The sequence below is a fragment of the Bradyrhizobium sp. CB82 genome, assembly GCF_029714405.1.
Classification (GTDB): domain Bacteria; phylum Pseudomonadota; class Alphaproteobacteria; order Rhizobiales; family Xanthobacteraceae; genus Bradyrhizobium.
The window spans coordinates 8,405,523-8,427,277 of the sequence record NZ_CP121650.1; the positions used below are offsets into that span (position 1 = coordinate 8,405,523).

At 58.6% G+C, this 21,755-nt stretch carries 11 protein-coding genes and 3 pseudogenes; 7 read left to right on the top strand and 7 right to left on the bottom strand.

The window, feature by feature from the left end:
- Window positions 1–8: 8 nt before the first annotated feature.
- From queE to folE, 3 genes are read right to left on the bottom strand one after another with little or no spacing between them, the layout of a single operon-like run.
- Entirely contained in the window at window positions 9–665 is a 657-nt protein-coding gene (queE, locus tag QA640_RS39960; protein WP_283038104.1) for a 7-carboxy-7-deazaguanine synthase QueE, read from the bottom strand.
- Entirely contained in the window at window positions 640–1,116 is a 477-nt protein-coding gene (locus tag QA640_RS39965; RefSeq protein ID WP_128932238.1) for a 6-carboxytetrahydropterin synthase, read from the bottom strand. The genes queE and QA640_RS39965 overlap by 26 nt, the downstream gene beginning before the upstream one ends.
- Entirely contained in the window at window positions 1,113–1,829 is a 717-nt protein-coding gene (gene folE, locus QA640_RS39970) for a GTP cyclohydrolase I (RefSeq protein WP_283038105.1), read from the bottom strand. Before folE ends, QA640_RS39965 begins: the two co-directional genes overlap by 4 nt.
- Before the next feature lie 606 nt (window positions 1,830–2,435).
- Here folE and QA640_RS39975 point away from each other — a divergent pair.
- The 3 genes and pseudogenes from QA640_RS39975 (at window position 2,436) to QA640_RS39985 (ending at window position 5,349) form a co-directional block, all read left to right on the top strand.
- Window positions 2,436–3,192 (top strand): annotated as a pseudogene (locus QA640_RS39975) (helix-turn-helix domain-containing protein).
- Window positions 3,193–3,581: 389 nt separating this feature from the next.
- On the top strand, window positions 3,582–3,971 hold the full coding sequence (locus tag QA640_RS39980; protein ID WP_283043034.1) for a response regulator: 390 nt from the start codon (window positions 3,582–3,584) through the stop codon (window positions 3,969–3,971).
- 1,111 nt (window positions 3,972–5,082) lie between these two features.
- Complete coding sequence (locus tag QA640_RS39985; RefSeq protein WP_283038106.1) at window positions 5,083–5,349, top strand: hypothetical protein; 267 nt, start codon at window positions 5,083–5,085, stop codon at window positions 5,347–5,349.
- A gap of 700 nt (window positions 5,350–6,049) precedes the next feature.
- Here QA640_RS39985 and QA640_RS39990 read toward each other — a convergent pair.
- Together QA640_RS39990 and QA640_RS39995 are read right to left on the bottom strand one after the other, a co-directional pair.
- A complete protein-coding gene (locus tag QA640_RS39990) occupies window positions 6,050–6,352 on the bottom strand; it encodes an HU family DNA-binding protein (RefSeq protein WP_283038107.1) in 303 nt (100 codons plus the stop codon).
- Window positions 6,353–7,273: 921 nt separating this feature from the next.
- Window positions 7,274–12,598 carry a hypothetical protein gene (locus tag QA640_RS39995; RefSeq protein WP_283038108.1) on the bottom strand — a complete coding sequence of 1,775 codons (5,325 nt, stop codon included), beginning with the start codon at window positions 12,596–12,598 and terminating at the stop codon, window positions 7,274–7,276.
- Between the two features lie 1,125 nt (window positions 12,599–13,723).
- Here QA640_RS39995 and istA point away from each other — a divergent pair.
- Both istA and QA640_RS40005 read left to right on the top strand, forming a co-directional pair.
- Window positions 13,724–15,226 carry an IS21 family transposase gene (istA, locus tag QA640_RS40000; protein WP_283043035.1) on the top strand — a complete coding sequence of 501 codons (1,503 nt, stop codon included), beginning with the start codon at window positions 13,724–13,726 and terminating at the stop codon, window positions 15,224–15,226.
- Window positions 15,223–15,570 (top strand): annotated as a pseudogene (locus QA640_RS40005) (ATP-binding protein); the annotation flags it as partial. The gene istA and the pseudogene QA640_RS40005, both read left to right, overlap by 4 nt.
- 34 nt (window positions 15,571–15,604) lie before the next feature.
- Here QA640_RS40005 and QA640_RS40010 read toward each other — a convergent pair.
- Both QA640_RS40010 and QA640_RS40015 read right to left on the bottom strand, forming a co-directional pair.
- On the bottom strand, window positions 15,605–17,674 hold the full coding sequence (locus QA640_RS40010; protein ID WP_283038109.1) for a recombinase family protein: 2,070 nt from the start codon (window positions 17,672–17,674) through the stop codon (window positions 15,605–15,607).
- Window positions 17,655–17,843 (bottom strand): hypothetical protein, encoded by a 189-nt coding sequence (locus QA640_RS40015; RefSeq protein WP_057740873.1) that lies wholly within the window; start codon window positions 17,841–17,843, stop codon window positions 17,655–17,657. Before QA640_RS40015 ends, QA640_RS40010 begins: the two co-directional genes overlap by 20 nt.
- 306 nt (window positions 17,844–18,149) lie before the next feature.
- On the opposite strand from QA640_RS40015, the pseudogene QA640_RS40020 reads away from it, so the two are divergent.
- Together QA640_RS40020 and QA640_RS40025 are read left to right on the top strand one after the other, a co-directional pair.
- A pseudogene (locus QA640_RS40020) lies at window positions 18,150–18,653 on the top strand (ATP-binding protein); the annotation flags it as partial.
- Window positions 18,654–19,839: 1,186 nt separating this feature from the next.
- Window positions 19,840–21,228, top strand: coding sequence for a methyl-accepting chemotaxis protein (locus QA640_RS40025; protein WP_283038110.1), 1,389 nt, complete (start codon window positions 19,840–19,842; stop codon window positions 21,226–21,228).
- The last annotated feature ends 527 nt before the right edge of the window (window positions 21,229–21,755 follow it).

The window sequence follows — 21,755 nt, forward strand, 5'->3', positions numbered from 1 at the left end:
ACGGGTTCTTACCGCACGCCGAGAAACTTATGTGTCTGAATGCTGACACGCCAGTCGCGCGCGGTCGCCTCCTGAATGCAAAGCTTCGTCGCCTTCCGGCTTTGGCTCAAGGGCTGCAGCCATATCATCGGCATGAACTCGCGCGGGATGTTGAGGGCCAGGAGCTTCTCGATATCAGCAGGCTTGCCCACGCAATGTTTGATCTCGTTGCCACGCCGCAGCGCTTCATCCAAAACAACAAGCCCGCCGGGCATGCCAATTTTCGGGCTGATGGTTACCCACGTGCAGGGGTGCACCTGAATGGCATGGGTGCCCGATGTCTCCACCTGCACCGAGTAGCCAGACTTGATAAGTAGCGTCGTCAATGGCTGAAGGTCGTACGCTGCGGGCTCGCCACCCGTGATCACGACATGCCGAGCCCGAAACCCCTCTACGGCGAGCAGCATTTCCTCCGGCGACATCATAGCCCAGGTGTTGGCGTCCTCGACCTTGGCCGTGATCTCGGCTATCGATACTTGGTGTGCTGGATCTGCGACCCATGTATGCTTGCTGTCGCACCAAGGGCAACCAACTGGGCAGGCCTGTAGCCGCAGGAACACGGTCGGCGTGCCGCTCTTGCAGGCTTCGCCTTGAATAGTTTCAAAGATCTCGTTGACCGGCAGCACGGCTCGTTCCCCGATAGATCGCGCTGTTCGCACCGTGCTCTTTGACTTCGACAGATGCAAGCCGGCAACGCGGAGCAAGTCGCTCCGTCAGCAGCCACTTGCTCGCGATGCCGTAGACGTGCTCGGCAAACTTTTCGCAGCCGACAGCAGGTAGCACAACGATATCCGCCACGCCGCGTCGCGCCGCTTCGTGGAACCATTCAAGCTCCGGATCGTCCGCAGCTACGACGGTCTTATGGTCAAACGTGTCTTCGAGGATCGCTTTCAGCTCTTTGAGGCCGCCAAAATCGACGACCCAATTCTTGTCGTCTAGGGTGTCGGCCTCGAACTCGAAGCGAAATGATAACGAGTAACCGTGCAGCAGACGACAGTGTGACAGCGCGCGCCACTGGCGAAACGTAGCGGATAGTCCGATTTCATGACCGTATGTCTTCGTCGATAGGTACGTCACGGTTGATCCTTGATCAGTGCCATAAATTCGCTGCGCAATGTCCTGTCGTCGCGGAAAGCACCGCGCATGATGCTGGTTATCATGATGGTGTCAGCCTCGCGAACACCACGCCAGATCATGCATTGGTGCTGCGCCCTAACGATGACGGCCAATCCCTTCGGCAGGATACGGCGTTCCAGTTCGTCCGCCAGCATAACAGCGGCCTCCTCCTGGATGTGCGGGCGCGACATGATCCAGTTGGCAAGGCGCACAAATTTGCTGATACCGATCACTTTTTCGCCGGGCACCACGCCGACCCACATGCGGCCAATCATGGGTACGAGGTGATGCGAGCACGTCGAGCGCACGGCAATGGGACCCAACGTGTAGAGTTCGTTCAGGCCGCTCGCGTTCGGGAAGTCCGTAATCTCTGGCGCGGGCTCAAAGCGCCCGGCAAAAACCTCGCGCACGTACATCCTGGCAATGCGCTTCGCGGTCGCTTTGGTGTTGTGGTCGCGGCTGGTGTCGATAACCAGGGCTTCAAGCACAGCCTGCACGTGCTGCTCGACCTCGGCTTGGATCACCTCAATATCACCAGGCAGCAGGTATTCTGCGATATTGTCGTTTGCCGCAAACGACGCGCCCGCGTCGCGCAGGCGTTCACGAATTGCTTGCGTTGAGCTCATCAGAATTCCTGTGCCGGGAGCTTCGCTTTTAGTTTGCGTGAACGACATGGTCTGCGATCGTCGTGAAGAACGATGGAGGGACCCGCGATGGACAAAGCAGGGGAAGTGCCTTACCGGGGCAGTGTTTGGTATCAATTTGCATAGGATCGAGAACTTTCATCTTTCCTGCGTCGTTGACCGAGAGACCACGATTGCCGAAACGGTCCTTTATAGTCTCCCTGCAATCAGCATGCCGCAAAAGTATCTGTGCGAGACTTGCTTGAGGAAGAGAAAATCAATGCACTGTGCCGCGCCTGCCGATCATTTACGCCTTCGTGTCGGGATTCAGACATACACGCCGACAAGCGGACACGATTGAAGCGCCAGCAAAAACAGCAAAATCTTACCCGCCCCGAAGCCATCAGACAGTTAATCGACCCCGTGATTGGCGCGAAGAACCGATGAACGGGACGCCCAAATGCCATCAAGGTAGAAGATGTCGCCCGAATAACAGGCGAGAACAAGAGAACTATACAGGCAGCGGCAGCTCGGGGCGAAATTCCTGGCCAGGGAAAGCTATTCAAGGCTTGGACATTTTGACGAGGTCAAATTGCGCACGTGGATCGCCACCAAGGAACGCGAAGCGTTGACGTGGCTCGCGAAACTCATGGCAGCATGAAGCCGCGGCAAGCAACGCGCTCATCGCCTGACAGGCCAAGCGACGTGGTCTCCCGGGTTCGGGCTCCGGTGAACCAGACGCCTCGCTCAGATTCGCTCAGAGATTTTGGCCTGTCGAGCGATTCCACCCCAATGATCGGCCTAGGTGAATTCACTTACAGAAAGGGATGGGAAATCTACGGCGAGAAGGAAGCCGCCGAGTATATCTATCAGGTCAAACGCGGAGCGGTGCGGAGCTATAAATTGCTCTCTGACGGTCGCCGCCAGATCGGCGCATTTCATTTGGACGTCGACATCTTTGGGCTCGAGAACGGTGAGACACATCGATTTACCGCAGAAGCGGTGGTCAAAACCACTGTTCGCGTGATGGAGACGGGCAAGCCTTGAAGTGGCTGCCGACAGTGATGTCGTTGTCTGGCGTAACCTGCTCGGTCTGACAACCGACAACCTGCAGCACGCCAAAAACAATATGCTGTTGCTGGGACGCAAAACCTCACTTGAGAGGGTTGCCGCGATCTTGCTTGAGATGGATGGGCGGCTATCCGCCGCCGGCGTAATTTCGCTACCGATGTCCCGCCGCGATATCGCCGATTACCTTGGCCTGACGCTCGAGACTGTATCGCGTGCGGTGTCGCAACTGCACAAGGCGGGCATCCTTGATTTCATGGGCAATTCTCAACGCGAGATCGTGATCCTGGATCGACAATCCCTTGCGCTTTCTCGACCTGCAAAATTAGCCACGATCAATGAATAGGCATGCGGGGGCAGAACCGATTTTGGCGAGAGCAGATCACGCAGGTACCAGATGCGATCGGCGCAAAAGCTCACTCTGCTCAGAGAGCGGGCAATGTTCTCGCACGCCCCGAGGTGGGCGGCTCCCAAGCTGCTCGGTTCGTCTGTAGCGCTCAGATAGCTATCGGCAAGCCGCGGCGAGGCGATTTTCGGCCTTCGCATAATACGCGCGGGAGCCAAACACTTCGCGCGCATGCTCGTCGGCCGACCTGATCAGATGACTGAGCAAATGAAAAGTCATACTAATCGCTGCGGCAAACCTAAGTATGATTTTAGAAATTCGTCATCCAGCCTACTTGTCGTCCAGGATGCTAATGCTTCGGCAAGCTCTTTTCAGCGTCAGGAGGGCGCATATTGTCTACGCCTATGATTTCCGTCGTCGATGACGACACGTCGGTCCGTTTTGCGATAGAGAACCTTTTAAAATCGCGCGACTACATCGTCCATACATTTGCGTCGGCTGAAAAGTTCCTGCGCTCGCCCCAGTTGAGCGAAACATCCTGTGTGATTACGGATGTGCAGATGGCGGTGATGAGCGGCTTGGACTTACTGAGAGAGATGCGGGCCCAGCGATACGACGCACCATTCATTTTCATGACTGCCTTCGGTAGTGACCGCATTCGCGCCTCTGCGCTGAATCGGGGAGCAGTTGGGTTCCTGCCAAAACCCTTCGCCGGCCATACGTTGTTCAAGCACCTCGATGCCGCACTGGAGCAACACCGCGACGACGCCGATGCCTGAGACAACGAGCCATCCGCTCAACTTTAACTCTACGCTGATCGCCCGATGCCACGTCATGCGGGTTTCGCATTGCGGACCGACGAAGCTCACCTGAAATGGGTAAGGCAGTGCGCAATGATAAGATCGTCAAGAGGACGGAATAGAAGAACTCGTCCCCGGTGTATGCTCTCGATCATCGCGAAAAGATAGCTATCTGGCCTCAACCGTAGATGCGGCTGAGGCCAGCGTCTTGTCCAAATACGCAGTTGAGATAGCGGTTGAGCTTGCGCTTCTGGCTTTGCCGGTTCAACCTTCGCGCTACAAGTCTCAGTTGGAAACCAAGCGGGGCCTCGACTTTCTTTCGTCCCTATGCAGCCGCGCAGGCTGGCTTTCGAACACTTCCATTCGGCGTTGACCGTTGCGGCGTGCAGGTAGTGAGACTCGTCAGCTCTACGCAAGTTTAGCGATCGGACGTGGGGTGTATCGCACGCTTTGCAACGAGAACCCGGTACTCTGGACGTTGAGCAAACTGCACAAGGGGCCATACGGCGGCTACGCCAACACTGCTGCATAGATGGATCGCCCGATCATTGCCAACGCAGACGGCGACATGGGCACCCCCGACGCTAGTCCTGTTAAATAGCAGGAGGTCTAGCGGCTGATAATCGACAACAGGAACCGTATCTAGCGTATCCTCCCAAAGATTGCTTGATCGCAGGTTGGGAACGTGTCGCCCGAAGTGCCGCAGCAGTTCGTAGGCGAAGTTCTGGCAGTTTGCCCCGCTCTCGATGCCCTGTAGAGTCGGCGAATTCGGATCGTGGGCGGTGTCATAGTGCACTGCCAGAATCGTTCGGGAATGTCAGGGACAATATCGACGGTGCTCTTGCTCATAACCCACCTTAACGGGGAAAGCAGATTCCGCTACGTGATGTTCAATCGGCCGTCGGCTCTGACCATCCGCTGACTCCTGCTCGCCACCCGAAAGCTGACTTCGCAGGTGGAGGAATGATCCCCATTTGATAACGCTAACGTTGGGATAAATTGCATTCAGCCTCGGTATTTGTGATTTCGAAAGATTGAATGCTCGGGAATGTAGATGCTACAAGTTAAGCTGACGCAAGGATAGCTCCGAATGGCAGAACCGGTACGGCCCGTGCCGCCACAGGTCATAGGCGATCCGCTGGCCCGCGCAAAGCTGCTGGCTGAGAAGCTGGCAACCACGCTTATCGACGAGGATGTTTCAGACGCAACATTGGCCATTGCGTTTCTCACGGGCGGCGTCATCAATCATCACGCCCGCGATGCCGTCGAGGCCCATGAGCTGTTGGACAAAATCCGGCAGCTTGAAGACCGGCTGCTGGCAAGAACGATGGAGGCTGCCCCGCGTACGCTGCAATAATGCTTGCTCGATATGCGGAGCAATTCGCGAGGAGGCAAAAAGGCGCGCCCCTACCTACGCGTAGACTGCAGAGGGGGCCACATGCTCTTGGTGTCTTATGAACGAGGATTTCTATCGGGCGCGAGCGTCCCTAGTCCGCGAGATTGCTGAGCGAGCTGATCCGTTTACGAAGCAACGTCTCTTGAAGCTTGCCGATCAGTATGAAGTTTGGGCAGGTAACCCATCACGCCCTTCAAGCACCATAGCGCGACCTATTCCGCTTCCGTCGCCGCACAGTCGTGGTAAGGCGTGAGCGGTATTCCACGACTGACGGGCACACATCAAGACGTGCGTCCGACACAATCGCAGTCATACCAAAGTTACATCCGGTTGGATTTCCCCTCGTTCTTGACACGATGCCGAGGCGATCGCCCGTTGACTTCTGGGTACCTTTTTAATGAGACAGTTTTCCATAATCGCAAAGCGCGAAAGGACCCGTGGTTAACCTGTTCGAAGGCCTCTTTGCAAGCGGAGGCAGTGCGCTGCATTGCCTCAGGTTCTTCCACCCGCGCGAACAATGCGTTGCCTTCCCCGTAGATACTTCGGAAGCACCGGATCAGGAGCGTGAGAGACCTGAAGCGCGTGGGCTACGATTTGCTACGATCGCACCAGGCATGTTGGCCATGCACCAATTGCAACAATCCAGAGACCGCCGGCCTGGTCATACCGCTACTGCGTCTTTGGCAGCCTTGAGAGGTGATGCCCTAACTGATTTGCTGGCCGGCTTCGCCGCGAATTCCATCGGCTCCTTCGTAAAGGGATTAATTCCGGTGCGGGCTTCAGTAGCGGGCTTGTTCACGACCGACATTTTGACGAACCCCGGAATGACGAACTCACCTGACTTATTCAGCTCATTATAGCCTACAGCCGCCATCTGCTCGATGACGGCCTTTACGTCAGCCTTGGAAATGTTCGCTCCTTCAGCAATCGCGTAAATAAGCTGATTCTTGGTCATCTTAGCCATGATGCATTCCTTTGAGAGGCGCAGAAGCTTCAAATGGTGAGCTATGCCGACTCGGTTACCTTTGTTTGAGCAGGGCAAACCCGCAAAGATCGGTTTCCGTTGACGTCGAGTTCAATGAACTTACAGGCTTAAAACCTATCGGAAGGCAAAACACAAGGATGAGTTCGAGTGAGTTTCCGCCATCGTGATCGCTTCTTAACATCAGGGCGGATTCCACCGGCAGCTTTTTCTGCGTCAACTGATCGACACTGGGGCGAGCGGCCTTGCGAGCCGCATCAATCTGGCGGTCGACAGTTCGTGCACCGCGTGACCATTGAGTCATCGGCGCGCATACGGCGACCCGATAGGTCTTATCGTTGGCGGTTGCGCTCGCCGGCTTGGCGGCGGCTCAAGCAAGCCCTACACCGCCATAACGAACGGAGCCAGGTCCCACGACAGGGAATGATCGTCGACCGCCGATTTTGCCGCGCAACCACGTCGGCGCAGCCAGCTCGACAACGTGATAGAGGCGCAAAACTCTAGATCTGGGTGGTCCAAACTTCGGTCTCGCTGCACGAACCCCGAGACTCTAACTGCCGCTGATGAAAGCTCAGTAGCAGGTCATATGGGCTCGAGCAGCTTCGGCCGCTACAGTGATCAAGTGACCCGCACGCTCACACTAGCCAGCCTTCTGTCTGCAAAGCAGTGCCTCCGAAACACCTGGCGGTGTGTCGCCGGCACCGAGGAGAGAGTTGCTGTCAAGGCCAACTCCTAAACCATGCAACATGGTCTCGCCGCGTTCTTGTAACTTCCTCATCGCGGGGTGAAAGGGTCCAAGTTTTCGTCCTTACATTGCGAATTGGGAGCACCCATTGGCCGTGCCGCGGTCAGCTCTGAGACGGTATTGGAGTGCCCGCCGATCCGCGACGAGATTGTCGAGGTTTAGCAGCTCTGGCCGTTGCCCTTGCGACAATTGGCTAACCAGCTCTCGCGTGCCATCCACCACGTAGACGCCGCAATCGCAACTGTTCTGCTGCTGAGCCATTCGGGATTGCTCCAGGCGAGCATGACTTCTGCGAGCTTTGCTGCATAGGTGTGATTGCGTCCTCCGGCGGAGTCGTAGTGATAGGCAACCGGCCCTTCCGGCGCGCCGCGATCAAGGAGCAGCAAGGACCAATGGCGGCCGCCATTCTCCTCATCGTCATTTACTGGCATAAACAAGAAGCGGGCGGTATCGTTGCCATCCTGGTCGTTGACGATCCCCTGCAGGTTTTCCAGGACGACGTCCTCGTTCGGGGTCCTTCGCAGCAGATGGGCTGTCGCGGGCTCCACTAATCGAGTCCGGGCCGCCAGATCTGGATTGTCCCTCTGCAACTCCTGCAACAGGAGTGCGTAATCCGCCCCGATATGCTCATCGCCCAACCATTCCAAGTCCTCGAGCACCCGCCCGCTGGAGCCGGGAATCGAGGCTGTCGGATCCCAAGTTCCGGCCGGAGCACCGGAGGGCGGCGTGCGCGGAAACGCATAGTGAGCATCGTCACGCAGCTCGTGCGGTATGGACAGCGATTGAGCCGCGATAGGCAATGATGGCGTGGTTTCCCAAGCCGGCCAAAGACTCCAATCAAGGTCAAACGGCATCTGTGGCGACCAGGTTGAGCTGGACCTGGATACCGACCGTCGAACTTGTTCTACCTCCTGTGTCTGCTCAAAGGTGGTCCTCTCGTACGGCCGGCTTTCTTCCTCTATCTCCCCAAGCAGATCCTGATCGTCACCTTCCGGGGGAAGCTCCTCTGGCCAATTGTGCTCCGGAGCGACGCTCTCAACGTCTCTCGAGCGGACTGTGATCCATGCTATTCCGCCCTCGGACTGGGAGTTCCGGAGACGATCTAGAGCGGCAGGAAGGACCCGCTTCTTCCGACCTTTTTCGAATTCCGCTGCATCGTTGTCTATCGACTCTTCGTTGAGCCGAGCAGCGAGTCCCGACTTGTTGTTTGCAAATAGCCACTGGCTGAATCTGCGAAGAGGACGAACATATTGGGTCTTGGCCGTGTTCGCCTCATACCCCGCGTCGATGAGCACGGGCTCGAGTCCTGCAATAAGAGACGCGTCCGCAACGTAAAAAGGAGCGGGAATGCGTTTGCTCGCTCCGTTCCGGAGATGAGCCAGCGCTGCGCTGATAGCTCTGTAACCTCCGGCCCCTTTATATAGCGTGGCATCTTGATCCAGTTCATTGAGCGACGGGTCGTTAAGTTGGGCATCAATGCCGTGCTTGTTGTTTCGGCGAAGGTAGCGACTGAACTCGCTGAGCATGGACGCATAGATGTTAGCCGTACCTGAAGTACCCTCAGTCGCAGCTTTCATTTTGTACTTCTTGATGAGATCCGCGTCGCCGGGATAGAGAGAATCGTCAACCGCTCCTGCGTTGGGCATAACTGCCCCGGCCGACTGCCAGATCGTGTCGAGACGTTGCGGACTTAATGTCCTCTGCCTCTTCGCTGCTGTGAACTCTACCGTTCTCTGCTCATAATTGATGAGCACCTCCTCACCTGGTGGGAGATTGTTGATCTCAAGTCCATGCAGCAGCTCATCTGACGCCTGCTGGTGCTCACGGTCCCAGTTCAAGGCGTGAAAAGCCCCGCTGGGATCGGGCGCGCGACGCTCGTGCGCCGATGGCTCGAGAGACATCTGATGATTACTCTCCCAAGCGAGCTCCTCTGGCCAGCTTAAGGCTCCCTCGGGAACATCCTGATCATCCTCCCCCGGGGGGAGCTCCTCGGGCCAACTGAAAGGCCCCTGCGAGGCGATGGGCTGCGCTGCGGACTCCCCCGCCCCCTTAACTCGCCGTGCGATTGGAGCAATTCCGCGGGGCGACTTGAACTCCCGAAGATGAGCTAGTGCTATACCGATGAAGCGATCACCGGACTTTTCGGCATCCTGATCCAGCGATTTGTCCTCAAGCCGAACGTTGATGGCCGGCTTCTCGCTGAGCAAGAGCCAATGGCTCAGCCTGCGAAGAGCACGTACATTGGCATCTGCGGTAGTCTCCCGGTAATTTGCCAGAACCATTGCTTCCTTAAGCCCTGAGATGAAAGACGCATCCTCAGGATGAATGGGGCGCGTGCTAGGCCCCAAGCCAGCAAGGGATCCGCGACGAGAACGTCCCTTCGACCCGGTGGGGAATTTGATCCGCTCGCCTGCAGCATGCGACGGGGTGGAGTATTCGTGCGCGCTTGCATGCATCGTGGGTCGCACCTCAGGCAATGCTGCATCCACGTCGTGTGCGGAGGCCTGCGGCACACGACCGTCTAAGTTGTCGCTCTCGCTGAGCTGGTGCTCACTGGGAAGGCCTTGCGAATTCTTCAAAGCACCCAGTCTCTCCGCTGGTCTCACCTCCGGGGTGTCTTGCTCATTGTTGATGAGGACTTCCTCGCTTGGAGAGAGATCGCTCCAACCCATCAGCTCGTCCAGAAAGTGATTGTGGTCGCGGGGCCCATTGAAAGGACCCAAGGACTCGTCATCGTCAGCCGCGTCGCCAGGTTGATCAGCCGGCTCCTCGAGTTCGATTCCTCGGGCGCCTGCCGCCGATTCTCGTAAGTGAGACAGTGCAGCACGGATCTTCCGATTACTGCCGGGCTCGTTCCTATAGCTCGTGACATCTTCATCCAACGACTTATTGAAAAGCCGAGCAGCAAATCCCGGTTTGTTGCCCTTGCGAAGGTACTCACTGAAGCTGCTAAGAGCAGTTGCGTATTTGTTCGCAGTTTTGCGGTTCGTGGTGACGGTTGCTTTGTATTCTTTAATGAGGGCCGCATCATCATCATAGGGATTCCAGTCAGCGCGGCTTGCGATCGGCTTGCTTCCGCTTTCCAACTTGGATGCCCGGAGATGACCTAATGCCGTAAGGATGGACCGGTTCCGAGTCTTGTCGAATGCCCTGGTATCTTCATCCAGCGACTCGTGGTCAAGCCGAGCAGCAATTTCCGGCTTGTTGTTTTTAAGGAGCCAACGCCCCAATCTGAGAAGAGCATTGACATTGTCCCTGATGCTGCGGGGTTTGAAGCCGCGTTTGATGAGCGCTGGTCTTAGTTCTTCGATAAGGGACGCGTCCCGGGAATAAAGAGGATCTCCGATCAGACCTGCAAAAGCCCAAGGCGACTGGCCCGGCTGCGGCGCGGAAGCCCCAGGCATCGTCCCACGGCGTTCCTGCGACGCGCGGGTGTATTCATGCGCGCTCGCCTGCATGATGGGCTGGGTCGCCGGTGGTGACGCAGTGGGCCGCGCGGTTGGCTCAAGCGTCGACGACGCTTCGTCCATCATCTCCCAAGTCAAATTCCCATCGTGCCCCTCCGTAGGGAGGACCTCCGCGCCGCTGACAGCTCCCAGCGATGCGCTATGCTGCGTAGCATCATCTCCAACGAATCTCGGCTCCGTCACGACCGCACGTTCAGGTCGGGAGGGAAGCTGGCGCTCAAGCCCCATCGCTCGGGCGACCGCCGGCGATTTTAGGAAATGAGAGAGTGCGGTACGGATCTTCCGTTTACCACCGGAGTCCTTATAGGCCTCGACATCCTTATCTAGTTCATGCAGCGACCGGTTGGCAAGCCGAGCAGCAATGCCCGCCTTGATTTTATTCCGCAGATAGTTACTCAAGTCGGCAAGAAGAGTTGCGTAGCTCTTGGCGGTATCTTGAGTGATCCCTTGCGCGGGCGCTGCTTTGTATTGGTTGATGAGCGCTGCATCATCGGGATAAGGATTCAGAACAGCGCGTTTCACGCGCGGCGACACTACTTCCGTCGACCGAGGAGCCCTAAGAAGAGCTAAGGCCGTAACGACGGACGATGAACCATAGCTCCTTTCGAACTCTTCGACATCCTGGCTAAGTGAATCGTCGTGCAACCGAGCAGCAATGCCGGGCCTGCTGTTTGCAAAGAGCCAACGAGCCAAGTTGAGAAGATGCTCTCCATTGGACCCAACGATGGTTTCCTCAAGCCCTACGATAAGGGATGCGTCATCGGAATAAAGAGGGCGCATGCTGCCATCGACGTAAACCCCAGTTGACTCGCGCGGCTGCAGCACCGAGGCGCCCAACATCGCTCCACCGTCTCCACGATGAGACGCTGGCATGTCTTCTGGCGCACTCCCTTGTATGATGAGCGGCGTCTGCTCTGGCGATGCTCCGTCCTGCGCGGTTCTCTCGGGAGACGACGAGGGGCTGGCTTCGTCCATCGTGCCCGAAGCCAGATCCCCATCATGCCCTTCCGCACGAAGCACCTCTGGCCACTGGATGGCGAGCTCCGATGCGCTGTGCTGCGCAGCGGCGTCCCGAACGCATGGCGACTCCATCAGGATCGCGTCTTTCAAAGGAGCTGGGAGCACCTGACGCTCGAGTTCTATCGCTTGGGCGCCCGCTCGAGACTTTCGGAGACGCGCCAGTGCGGACCCGATCTGCGGGTCACGAACGGGCCCTTTCTTGTAGGCGCGGATATCTTCGTCCAGCGATTTATCGGAAAGCCGACCCGTAATGCCGCGTTTTTTCTTTTCACGCAGGTAGTCACTGAACCCGCTAAGAGCAGTTGAATAGTTCCGGGCGGTAGATGTCCGTTCTTCGTTTTTGTACTCCTTGATGAGAGCCGCGTCCTCGGGATAAGGAGTCAACTCGGCAAGGCCAGTGATCGGCACGATTCCGCCCGATAACTCGGCGGTGCGGAGATGGTCTAGCGCCTTGCGAACCTTTTTGGTACCACCCTTTCCTATGAACTCGGCGACATCAGCAGCCAGTGACTCATCATCAAGCCGGGAAGCAATAGCCTCCTTCTTATTTTCAAAGAGCCAACGGTCCAAAGTAAGAAGGTTACTTACATTGTTCCCTGCGGTGCGTTTCGCAGCCCCCCCTTTTATGAGAGCTGGCTCAAGTCTCAAAATAATAAAGGCATCCTGGGGATAAACAGGGCGCTTGCTACCACCCGCCAAAACCCCAGTTGACTGAGTCCGCTGCAGCGCCGAGGCGGCCTCCATCGCTCCACCGCCACCACTCTGCGATGCTGGCGCGTCTTCTGGCCCGCTCCCTTGCATGATGGGCTGAGCCTCCGATGGCGATGCGCCCAGTTGATGAATGGGCGACGGCATCATCACCCGGCTGCCTGAATTGCCGATCTCGCTCAGCTGCTGCTCAAAGGCCGCCGCATCTGCGGACGGAGCCGGGGAGTTCTCTTGCGGGTCCGCACTGCCCGATTGTTGGCGCACCCAGTTGGTTGATGGGAACTCCACTCGTTCTCACTTTCGGATTATAGGCCAATTTGAAGCCTGGGGTCGGTTGTGATTTGCCACGGAATGAGCCGACTGCATCGGAGCCGAGCAAAAATTAGCGTGAACACCCCAACATGCCGCGTCCTAGTATCCCGACCACGAGCTCCAGCGTTCTTGCATTGCGATCGCAGCAATGATTTCGTCCTGGAGACTGCTATGATCGATAGCTGTCGAGAACCTGACGACGACGCTCCTCCGAGTTCTGCGCAGGATAACGTGCGTGCGCCGGACATGGGTGGCGAGCGGTCAGGTCGCGCCCGGCCTGTGCCGTAGGTGCGGTCGCCGAGCTTCGGAACCATTTGCTTGAGCCGATCATAGACCGTCGCTCGTGAATTGCTTGAAGAGCACAGAAACGCAGCGGCAGCACCGGACATGTTATCAGCCCCTCTTGTTGAAGAACCGATGTCCCGGACCCATTACAGGCGAATATATTTGACCGCCGGCACTTGAAGACGTGGCTCCCCCTGTCGTTAAGCAAGCGCCGTTCCGGTCCTTAGACGAATTGGGACGCGAAGAGCGACGGCATGTGGAAATCTCTAGCCGTTTGGTTTGCCAACGATGATCTCGTCTGGTTCAATTCCCGACACCTTGTCTGAAGCGCAACGCGCGAGCACGAAAAGCCGAACTCTGACGCTTGGTCCCCGTGGTCCGGTCCCACCGATACCTTCGTACTCGGCTCGCTTGCGGCGCAGTCCCCTCACAGAGCGAGCATGACGAGACGGTCCTGATCCGCCGACCGAGCCCCGATCGAGCAGTTGCTTCAGGCTTACAGACGGGCAGGGTCGGGGTCAGATGGTCCTGGCGGATAGCACGCAATTCTGGACGCGGATCGGCCCGAGTGGAGAGCCACACGACACCGCTCTGCGCGGCGGCGATCAGGGTGAGACTCCAGCGACAATCAGGATGAGACTGCGCCGATGGGGACGGACCGAAGGGAGGGCGTAGCCCGACCGGAGGACCGTCCCCATCGGCGTCGCGCGTTTTTTGGACCCGTCTGGCGGCTGGGCGGGGCTAGTGCAAGCTATTGATTCGTCTCGACAAGAGGGAATCGATGCCTTGCCTGGCCTGCACATCACCGACCACCAGATGAGGCTGTACATGACCTACCGACAGACACTGTCCCCCGAGACCGCCGCGGCCAAGGCGGGATTCTCGAAGGCAAGCGCGTATCGAATTGAGGGCGATTGTCGTCCGCCATCGCAGAAGAAGGCGCCGAGGGGCCGGCGCCGGTCCGATCCACTTGCGTCCTATTGGGACGCCGAGATCGTTCCGATCTTGAAGGCTGCGCCCGGCATCCGCGTGATCGGCGTGCTGGACGAGCTGCGCCGACGGCATCCCGACCTCAAGGCGAACATTCGTCGCACGCTGGAGCGGCGCATCAATGCCTGGCGAGCGCTCAACGGTCCCGAACAGGACGTGATCTTCCGCCAGGAGCACGAGCCCGGCCGTCTGGGTCTGTCGGATTTTACCGACACAAGCGCGCTCGGCATTACCATCGCAGATGAAGCGCTCGATCACCGGCTTTATCACTTCCGGCTGGCGTTCTCCGGCTTCGAGCATGCCCATGTCGTGCTCGGCGGCGAAAGCTTCGTCGCCCTGGCGGAGGGCTTGCAAAACGCGCTGTGGGCGCTTGGCGGCGTGCCGCGGGAGCATCGCAGCGACAGCCTGTCGGCAGCATTCCGCAATCTGGCCGCCGACGCACGGGAGGATCTGACGCAGCGCTACGCCGGGCTGATGGGCCACTATGGTATGGCGCCAACGCGCAACAATGCGGGCATCGCACATGAGAACGGCTCGATCGAGAGCGCGCATGGCCATCTCAAGCGGGCACTGGAAGATGCGCTGTTGCTGCGGGGGACGCGCGACTTCGCCAGTCTCGATGCGTACCGGGCGTTTGTCGACGAGATTGTCGGCCGGCGCAACGCCAACCTCGCCAAGCCGATCGCGCTCGAGAAGGAGGCATTGGCGCCGCTGCCAAAAGGCCGCACGACCGACTTCGAGGAGAAGGTGATCCCGGTGACGTCGTCAGGCGGCTTCATCCTGCGGCGGGTGTTCTACACCGTGCCTTCAAGATTGATCGGCCATCGCCTGCGTGTACGCATCTTCGACGACCGGCTCGAATGCTTCCTTGGCGTCACGCCGGTCGTGACGCTGCGGCGGGGGCGACCCGTGTCGGAGAGCCAGGGCGGTCATGTCGTGGATTACCGGCACGTCATCCATGCCCTGCGGCGCAAGCCGATGGCGCTCCTCAATCTCGTTTATCGCGACCAGCTCTTCCCGCGCACGGCCTATAGGCGCCTGTTCGAGACCTTGCGGGAGCATGGTGATGACCGGCGCGCCTGCAAGGTAACGGTCGAACTTCTGGCGCTGGCCCACGAGCGAGCTTGCGAAGCAGAACTCGCCGAGGCGATCGCGATGGATCTGGAGGCCGGACGATTACCCGATCTTGCCGCGCTGCGCGACCGCTTCCGACCCGAGGCGGCCTCGATCCCGAGTGTCGCCGTCAAGCTGGCGTCGCTCGATGTCTACGATGAGCTGGCCTCCGTCGGCATCGTGTCGGGCCGCTCGAACCTGGGAGAAGCAGCATGACCAGCATCGCTACCTCCATCGATGCCGCCCGCGTCGAGCTGCTGCTCAATGAGCTGCGCCTGCCCGGCGTCAAGGCGATCTGGCCGAAGCTCGCCGCACAGTCGGACAAGGAAGGATGGCCGGCCGCCCGCTTCCTCGCAGCCCTTGCCGAGCACGAGGCCGCGGACCGCACGCGCCGTCGGATCGAACGACACATGGTGGAAGCGCGTTTGCCTGCCGGCAAGACGCTCGCCACGTTCGACTTCGAGAGCGTGCCGATGCTGTCGAAGGCACAGGCGATGGCGCTCGCCGCCGGCGACGCCTGGTTGAAGGCCGGTGCCAATCTGCTCTTGTTCGGCCCGCCCGAGTCAGATTCATACTGCCCATCTCGCTACCCCCTTAGAGTTGAAGTTCTTTTTGACCCGGATCGCCAGACGATGGCCGCCGGAACCGCCGCGCATGCGCGGCGCGCTTGACATTGGGATGTTCCAGATCAACCGCTTTGATCATCCACGGTGCGCCTTTGCATAGCTGCTGCGCAGGCAAGCTCTGTTCTTCGATCAGACGGCGAACCGTCGAAGGACTGACTTTCAACGCAGTTGCAGCTTCGTCCAAAGTGACCTCTCCACGCTCGGCGCGCTCGCCCTCTCGGTAGGCCGCGATGGCGTGTTGGTTGCGCAGGCTGCGAACGCGGACACGGGTCCAACTGTTGCCCCGCCCCGTCGACTTACTGGCGCGGTTGAGAACCGCGGCGATGGTGCTGTCGGGCATCTGACGCGCGAGGACACGAACGAGATCGACCACATCTGCCGCGGTGCTCCAGCGGTGCTCGCCGGTGCGGTTCTTCCTCACCTGCAATGCCGTGTGATCGCCGCCATGCCAGTGGACAATCAAGTCCAGCACCTCGTCGCGGATGCGCACAACGATCTCATGGATCAAGCATCGGATGATCCTCTTGCGCGTCGCAGCTGTTGCACCCGGACTTTCCCAAGCTCTCTCGAGATCGGCACCAAGCGCAAGTAACCGATCGCGATCGATGTCGCTCAACGTCATCTCCGGCGTAGCCAACAACGTCTCGCGCTCGCCCTCAAGCTCGCGGACAGCGACCAGGCGTTCGTTCCAGCGCCGCTCCAGCTCGCCGGCAACAAGGCGATTGTCCGGATCGACAGCCTCGTATCGCCGACGAGCGCGAGTTGCCTCGTAGCGTGCCTGCTCCAGAGTCAACTCGAGCTGACGCAGCTTGTCGGCGTGTTCGCGCCCGCGCGCTTCCATGGCCGCCAGCGCCGCCTGTACACCCAGCGGCTGCAGCCGCGCGATGACCTCCGCGCTGATCGCGCGATCCGCGCGCAGACCGCCGAATGAGATGCACGGATCTCCACCATGGTTGATCTGGCTACCGCGGCAATGATAGCGCCCGACAGTACTGTGCGTGCCGCTGTAGGCAACGTGAAGTTTGCGGCCGCAGTGGCCGCAACGAAGAAGCCCCGCGAGAAGGCCTTCGCCGCGGCGGACCGAGCCACGACTCATGAAGCTTTTTCCGTTGGCGTTGTCGGTGATCAGGCGCTGATTCCTCTCGAACTCCGCCCACGTAATGTAGCCCTCATGGTGGTCCTTGATCAAAACCTCCCAGTCGTTGCGCTCGCGCCGGAAGCCCCGCACGATCCTCTTGCGGCCGGCCTCGATCGTCACCCGACTGCCCGAGCGCCCGAAGGCATAGGCGCCAGCATAGGCGGGGTTGGTCAGGATGTGGTAGATCGTATTGTACACTGGTAACTTCCATTCGACGTGGCGGCCCTCGGGGCCACGGCCGACCGCGGGCAAAGTGATTCGCTCCTGCCGTAACCAGAGGTGGACCTGGCGCAGTGTCTGCATCTCGGCAAACTTAGTGAACACGAGTGCGAGCGCCTCCTGAATGCGCCGATCAGGGTCCTTCTCGATCCGATCGTGGGAAACCTTGAGATAGCCGATAGCGACGTTGAGGAAGAGCTCACCCCTGCGTGCCTTCTGCTTCAAGGCTTCAAGCGAGCGTTGCCGAAAGATAGACAGCTCCATCTCGCTCATCGTGCCCTTCATGCCGAGCAGAAGGCGGTCGTTGGGGTGGCGCGGATCGTAGACGCCATCCTCATCGACGATCAGTGTTCCAACGAGCCCGCAGAACTCCAGGAGCGTATGCCAATCCCTGCCGTTGCGGGCCAGCCGAGAGGCCTCAATCGAGACCACAGCGCCAACTCGCCCTTCGCAAATGGCGGCGAGCAGCTTCTCGAACCCGGGACGCGCGGTGCCGCCACCAGAGCGACCGAGATCGTCGTCGATTACGACCACCTCGCTCCAGCCCAGCTGCCGCGCACGGTCGGCCAAGCCGTACTGGCGGCGCTGGCTCTCGCGGTTGTTGATAACCTGGTCGGCCGTCGACTGACGAATGTAGACGACGGCCTGGCGAGCAAGGTGCTCAGGCGTGATCTTGCTCACCGCTGTCCTCCCGGTTCACGTCGTGTGCCTCGACTGCGCTGTCGGTGAGCGCTTCGGTCAGAAGCTCCTTTAAGAGCTCCAGCATTTGCTGATGGGCTTCGATTGGAATGCTGCTGTATGTCGGAGGGCTCTCGAACAGATCCCCCTGACGACGTGATGCGTCCGCCATGACCGCCTCCTCGCGAATGGGACGATTCCCTGGAAGAGGAGGCTAAGAGCGCGTCAACAAGAAGACGCGCCTCCAGTAGACGATCCACCGGAAGCCGCGGATCAGCTTTGAGATGGAAGGAAGCGGCGGCGGGAGCCGCCATCCATGCCGGCAGCAGCGTTAGCGTGGCGTCAGGTTGTCTGATAACAAAATGCGTCTCACCACCAAGCCGCTTGCAGGCGACAACGACGACTGACGCTCCGCATTGCGGATGGAACGGGTAAAGGATCTCCACCTCAGATCCCAGACACCCGGCATTATGACGCTGGTCCGCCGGGCGGCGGCAAGACCCATCTCGGCGCAGCGATCGGCCTGGCTCTCGTCGAGAACGGTTGGCGCGTTCTCTTCGCGCGCACCACTGATCTGGTGCAACGGCTGCAGGTCGCGCGGCGCGAGTTGGCGCTGGAGTCCGCGATCGCCAAACTCGATCGCTATGACCTCCTGATCCTCGACGACATCACATATGTGAGCAAGGATCAGGCAGAGACCAGTGTGCTGTTCGAGCTGATCGCGGCCCGTTACGAACGACGCTCACTGCTGATCACCGCCAATCAGCCATTTGGCGAATGGGGACGTATCTTCCCGGATCAGGCAATGACGCTGGCAGCCATCGATCGTTTGGTCCACCACGCCACGATCCTCGAGATGAACGTCGAGAGCTACCGCCGAAAAGTTGCCCTCGATCGCAAGCGCGGCCCAGGCCGGCCGCCCGTTCACACCACCCCCAACGAGCTCGACAAGGCTGTGATTGACGCTGGCAGCGCCGCTTGATCGTTGCGCAGCGTCAATCAACGCTTGCCAAGCCGACAGCCAGCGTCAATTATCTCCTGACTCGGCCGCCTCGTCTCATCTTGATTGACGCGCCGCTCTCATCCTGATTGTCGCGCTATACCGCTCCTAACGATCTCCTCGCAATCGGGTTCACAAGCACTCGCTCTGACATTATCGCGATTCGAAAGCGCTACGGCAGCAACGGCGGTACACTGACCTCGGCCGTACAAGCCGGCCTGGGCTGGTTGTACGATTGCCACTGCCGATATCGCGGACGAGCTCGCGCAGCGAGCGGCGCATTCGCCAAGCTTCCATCAAGCCAATGCCACGCGGCCTTTTGCCCTACAGCTCCACATGAAGCTGCTCGACACAGCCGGGCCGAGGCCGCAGCCCCCGCCATTCTCGGTAGGAACAGAACAAATGATATTGCTGTCCGTCGTCGAAATGTCCTAGCTTTTCCGCACCGGACATCTGGTTTGCATCGTTATCTGTTTTACCCGGGGCTGTTTTTTGGACGTGATCGTTTGACCTAGCGCGAAGTCTGACTTTCTTGGGCCGCCATTTGGCGGCCTTTCTTTCGGGCATACGTAAGTCGGCCGCATTTGCTTGTGGCACATACCGCGCATTACGCTTGAACTCATTCTTGCGAGCTCCGGCAAGCCGACGATCGGGTGCGGACTGATTTTGCGTCGCCCCAAAAGAAAGCGAGGAGAACGGCACGCAGTGCCCAATGCACTCAATTCTGCGAACGGGCTAGTTGTGCGCCGCCGTCGACATAAAGAAACTTTGTGGGGGCGGACACGCTGGGTCGGACAGCCGCACTCCGTTTTGTGTCACGGTTCGACGCTTTTCAGGGAATGTATGAATCGCTTAGCTCCGACCATACCTACGTATAGGTCAGCATACTCTCGTATGTGCGCGCGGTTCGAACGATGATTCCTGGGTATCATTGATGTCCGCTTGTCGAGCCGCCCGAGCAACAGATAGGTCTTGTATCGACGCGCAGACTGCGGAAAACGAAGTACTTATTCTTGGCTGAACGTCGATTTGATCGCATTCCAAGCGTTTTCGTGTCCTCGACTTTGTCAGCATGCCGCCCCGACAGGCCGGTTTCTCTCTGAAAGAGAGTTTTAATCGAGAATCGATATAGCCACTTGCATTAGGGTCATTCGCAGTTGGGGCGCCGATGTGGCACAATCGAATATCTAATCTCGCGCTGGTGTTGTCTGTTCCGGCTGCAACCGTGGCTGCCAATACAGACGTGTTGTCAATTCACTTCTGGAGCGGGCTGCTCGTTGGTGGATTGATGCTGGTTCTTTCGTTCGCGACATCGACGCGAACGAAGGCTGCAGAAGCAACTCTGGACGACCGGATGGCCGTCAATGCGTTTGAGTCGCTTAAAGACGGTATCGTGGTTTTCGACGCCGACAGCTGCGTCCTGAGCAACGATGCAGCAGCTTACATACTTGGCTTTGCTAACAGACATGAAATGAGAGGGCTGGCACTTGCCTCGCTTTCGCTTGATCCGCAGCCGAACGGCAAGAGCGTTGCGCAGATGTTCGAAGAGACCAATAAAGCGGTAATGGAAGCAGGCCATGTCGCAATCGAGTGGTGGCTTCGCCGCAAAGATCAGACTTCCATTCCGGTCAGAACAAGTCTTGTCGTTTCGAACTTCGAAGGCCGCCCGATAGTCGTGAGTGGTTGGCAGGACATAACTGATCTGGTCCGGATGCGCGAGGAGCGGTTGTGCCTTGCGAACAATTTCGAAAACGATGTGTCGCGGGTTGTCGATGTTGTGGCGAGCTCCATAAGGAACATGCAAACAGTCTCGTTGACAATTAGGTCATCCACAGACGATGTTTGCCTTCGCACTGAGGGCATGACCGGGATCGTGAAAAAGACGGAGGAAAACTCGAGCGCCGTTGCCTCAGCTGCCCAAGAATTCTCCGCTTCAATCTCTGAGATCAGGAGGCAGGTCTCGACAGCGGCGAACATTTCGCAATCTGCACGGGATAAGACGGCGCACGCTGAAGCAACACTCAACGAGCTCGTTGCGTCGGTTACGAAGATCAGCAGCGTCGTCCAACTCATCGAGGGAATAGCATCACAGACCAATTTGCTGGCGCTCAACGCGACGATTGAGGCCGCGCGAGCTGGGGAAGCGGGCAGAGGTTTTGCAGTGGTGGCAAGCGAAGTAAAGAATCTTGCGGCCCAGGCCGCAAAGGCGACGAGCGAGGTTGATGCTCAGATTCTTGCAATTCGGGAAAGGACGGGATTGACGACTGCGGCGATGGCTGACATCGCTGGGATCATAGACAAGATGCGCGAAATATCGAGCAGCATATCGGCTGCGATAGAAGCGCAATCAATTGTCACAAATGACATCTCGAAGAGCATCACACTCATTAGTTCGGATATGGGCGAGGCATCCCGAGATATTGACCGACTGAATGATGCATCGCGCGCCTCTGGCTCATCGGCGGGCCAGGTCGTTGATAACGTCCAAGAGCTGAGCACGAATCTTGGTTCGTTGGAGGGACAGGTCAACGACTTCTTGATCAAAATACGGGCGTAGTGCCGTGGCGGGACGCATGACGCCGCCACGATCGGAAAGCAGTTTGCTGTTAGGCGGCAATGTTCTGATCCCGCGAATCGGCCGCAATCCAAAAGGGTTGTGGCGCGCGCATCTGGTTAGCTTTCAGGCCGGCGAAGAAAATCGGCGTCCATTGGCAATGGGCTGAGAAGATTTCGCTCGTTGTCAATGCCGACAAGATCATCCGCAGCGCGACGGGCTAACGAAATTTTGGAGAGTGGATAAAGCCGATGCTCCAGCCCATTCATCGTCAAAGATATCAGGTGCGTATTCGAAGGTCGATATTCGTAAGCGGGGAAGCCGACCGGGTCACCAACGCACAACGGCTGATGGGCTGTCCGCCGGCGTCTGACAACACAAGACCAAGTTCGTGATCGTGATGGCGTCAGATGGGTCTCTACCTTCGCTGCCGCGTGTACGTCTGGCCGCCGCCCGAGTGATACCGAGGCGCTGCCGCTGGCGGCAAGGGTGCCCGCCTCTGCCGCGGCTTTTTCCGCCCCTTCGCACAT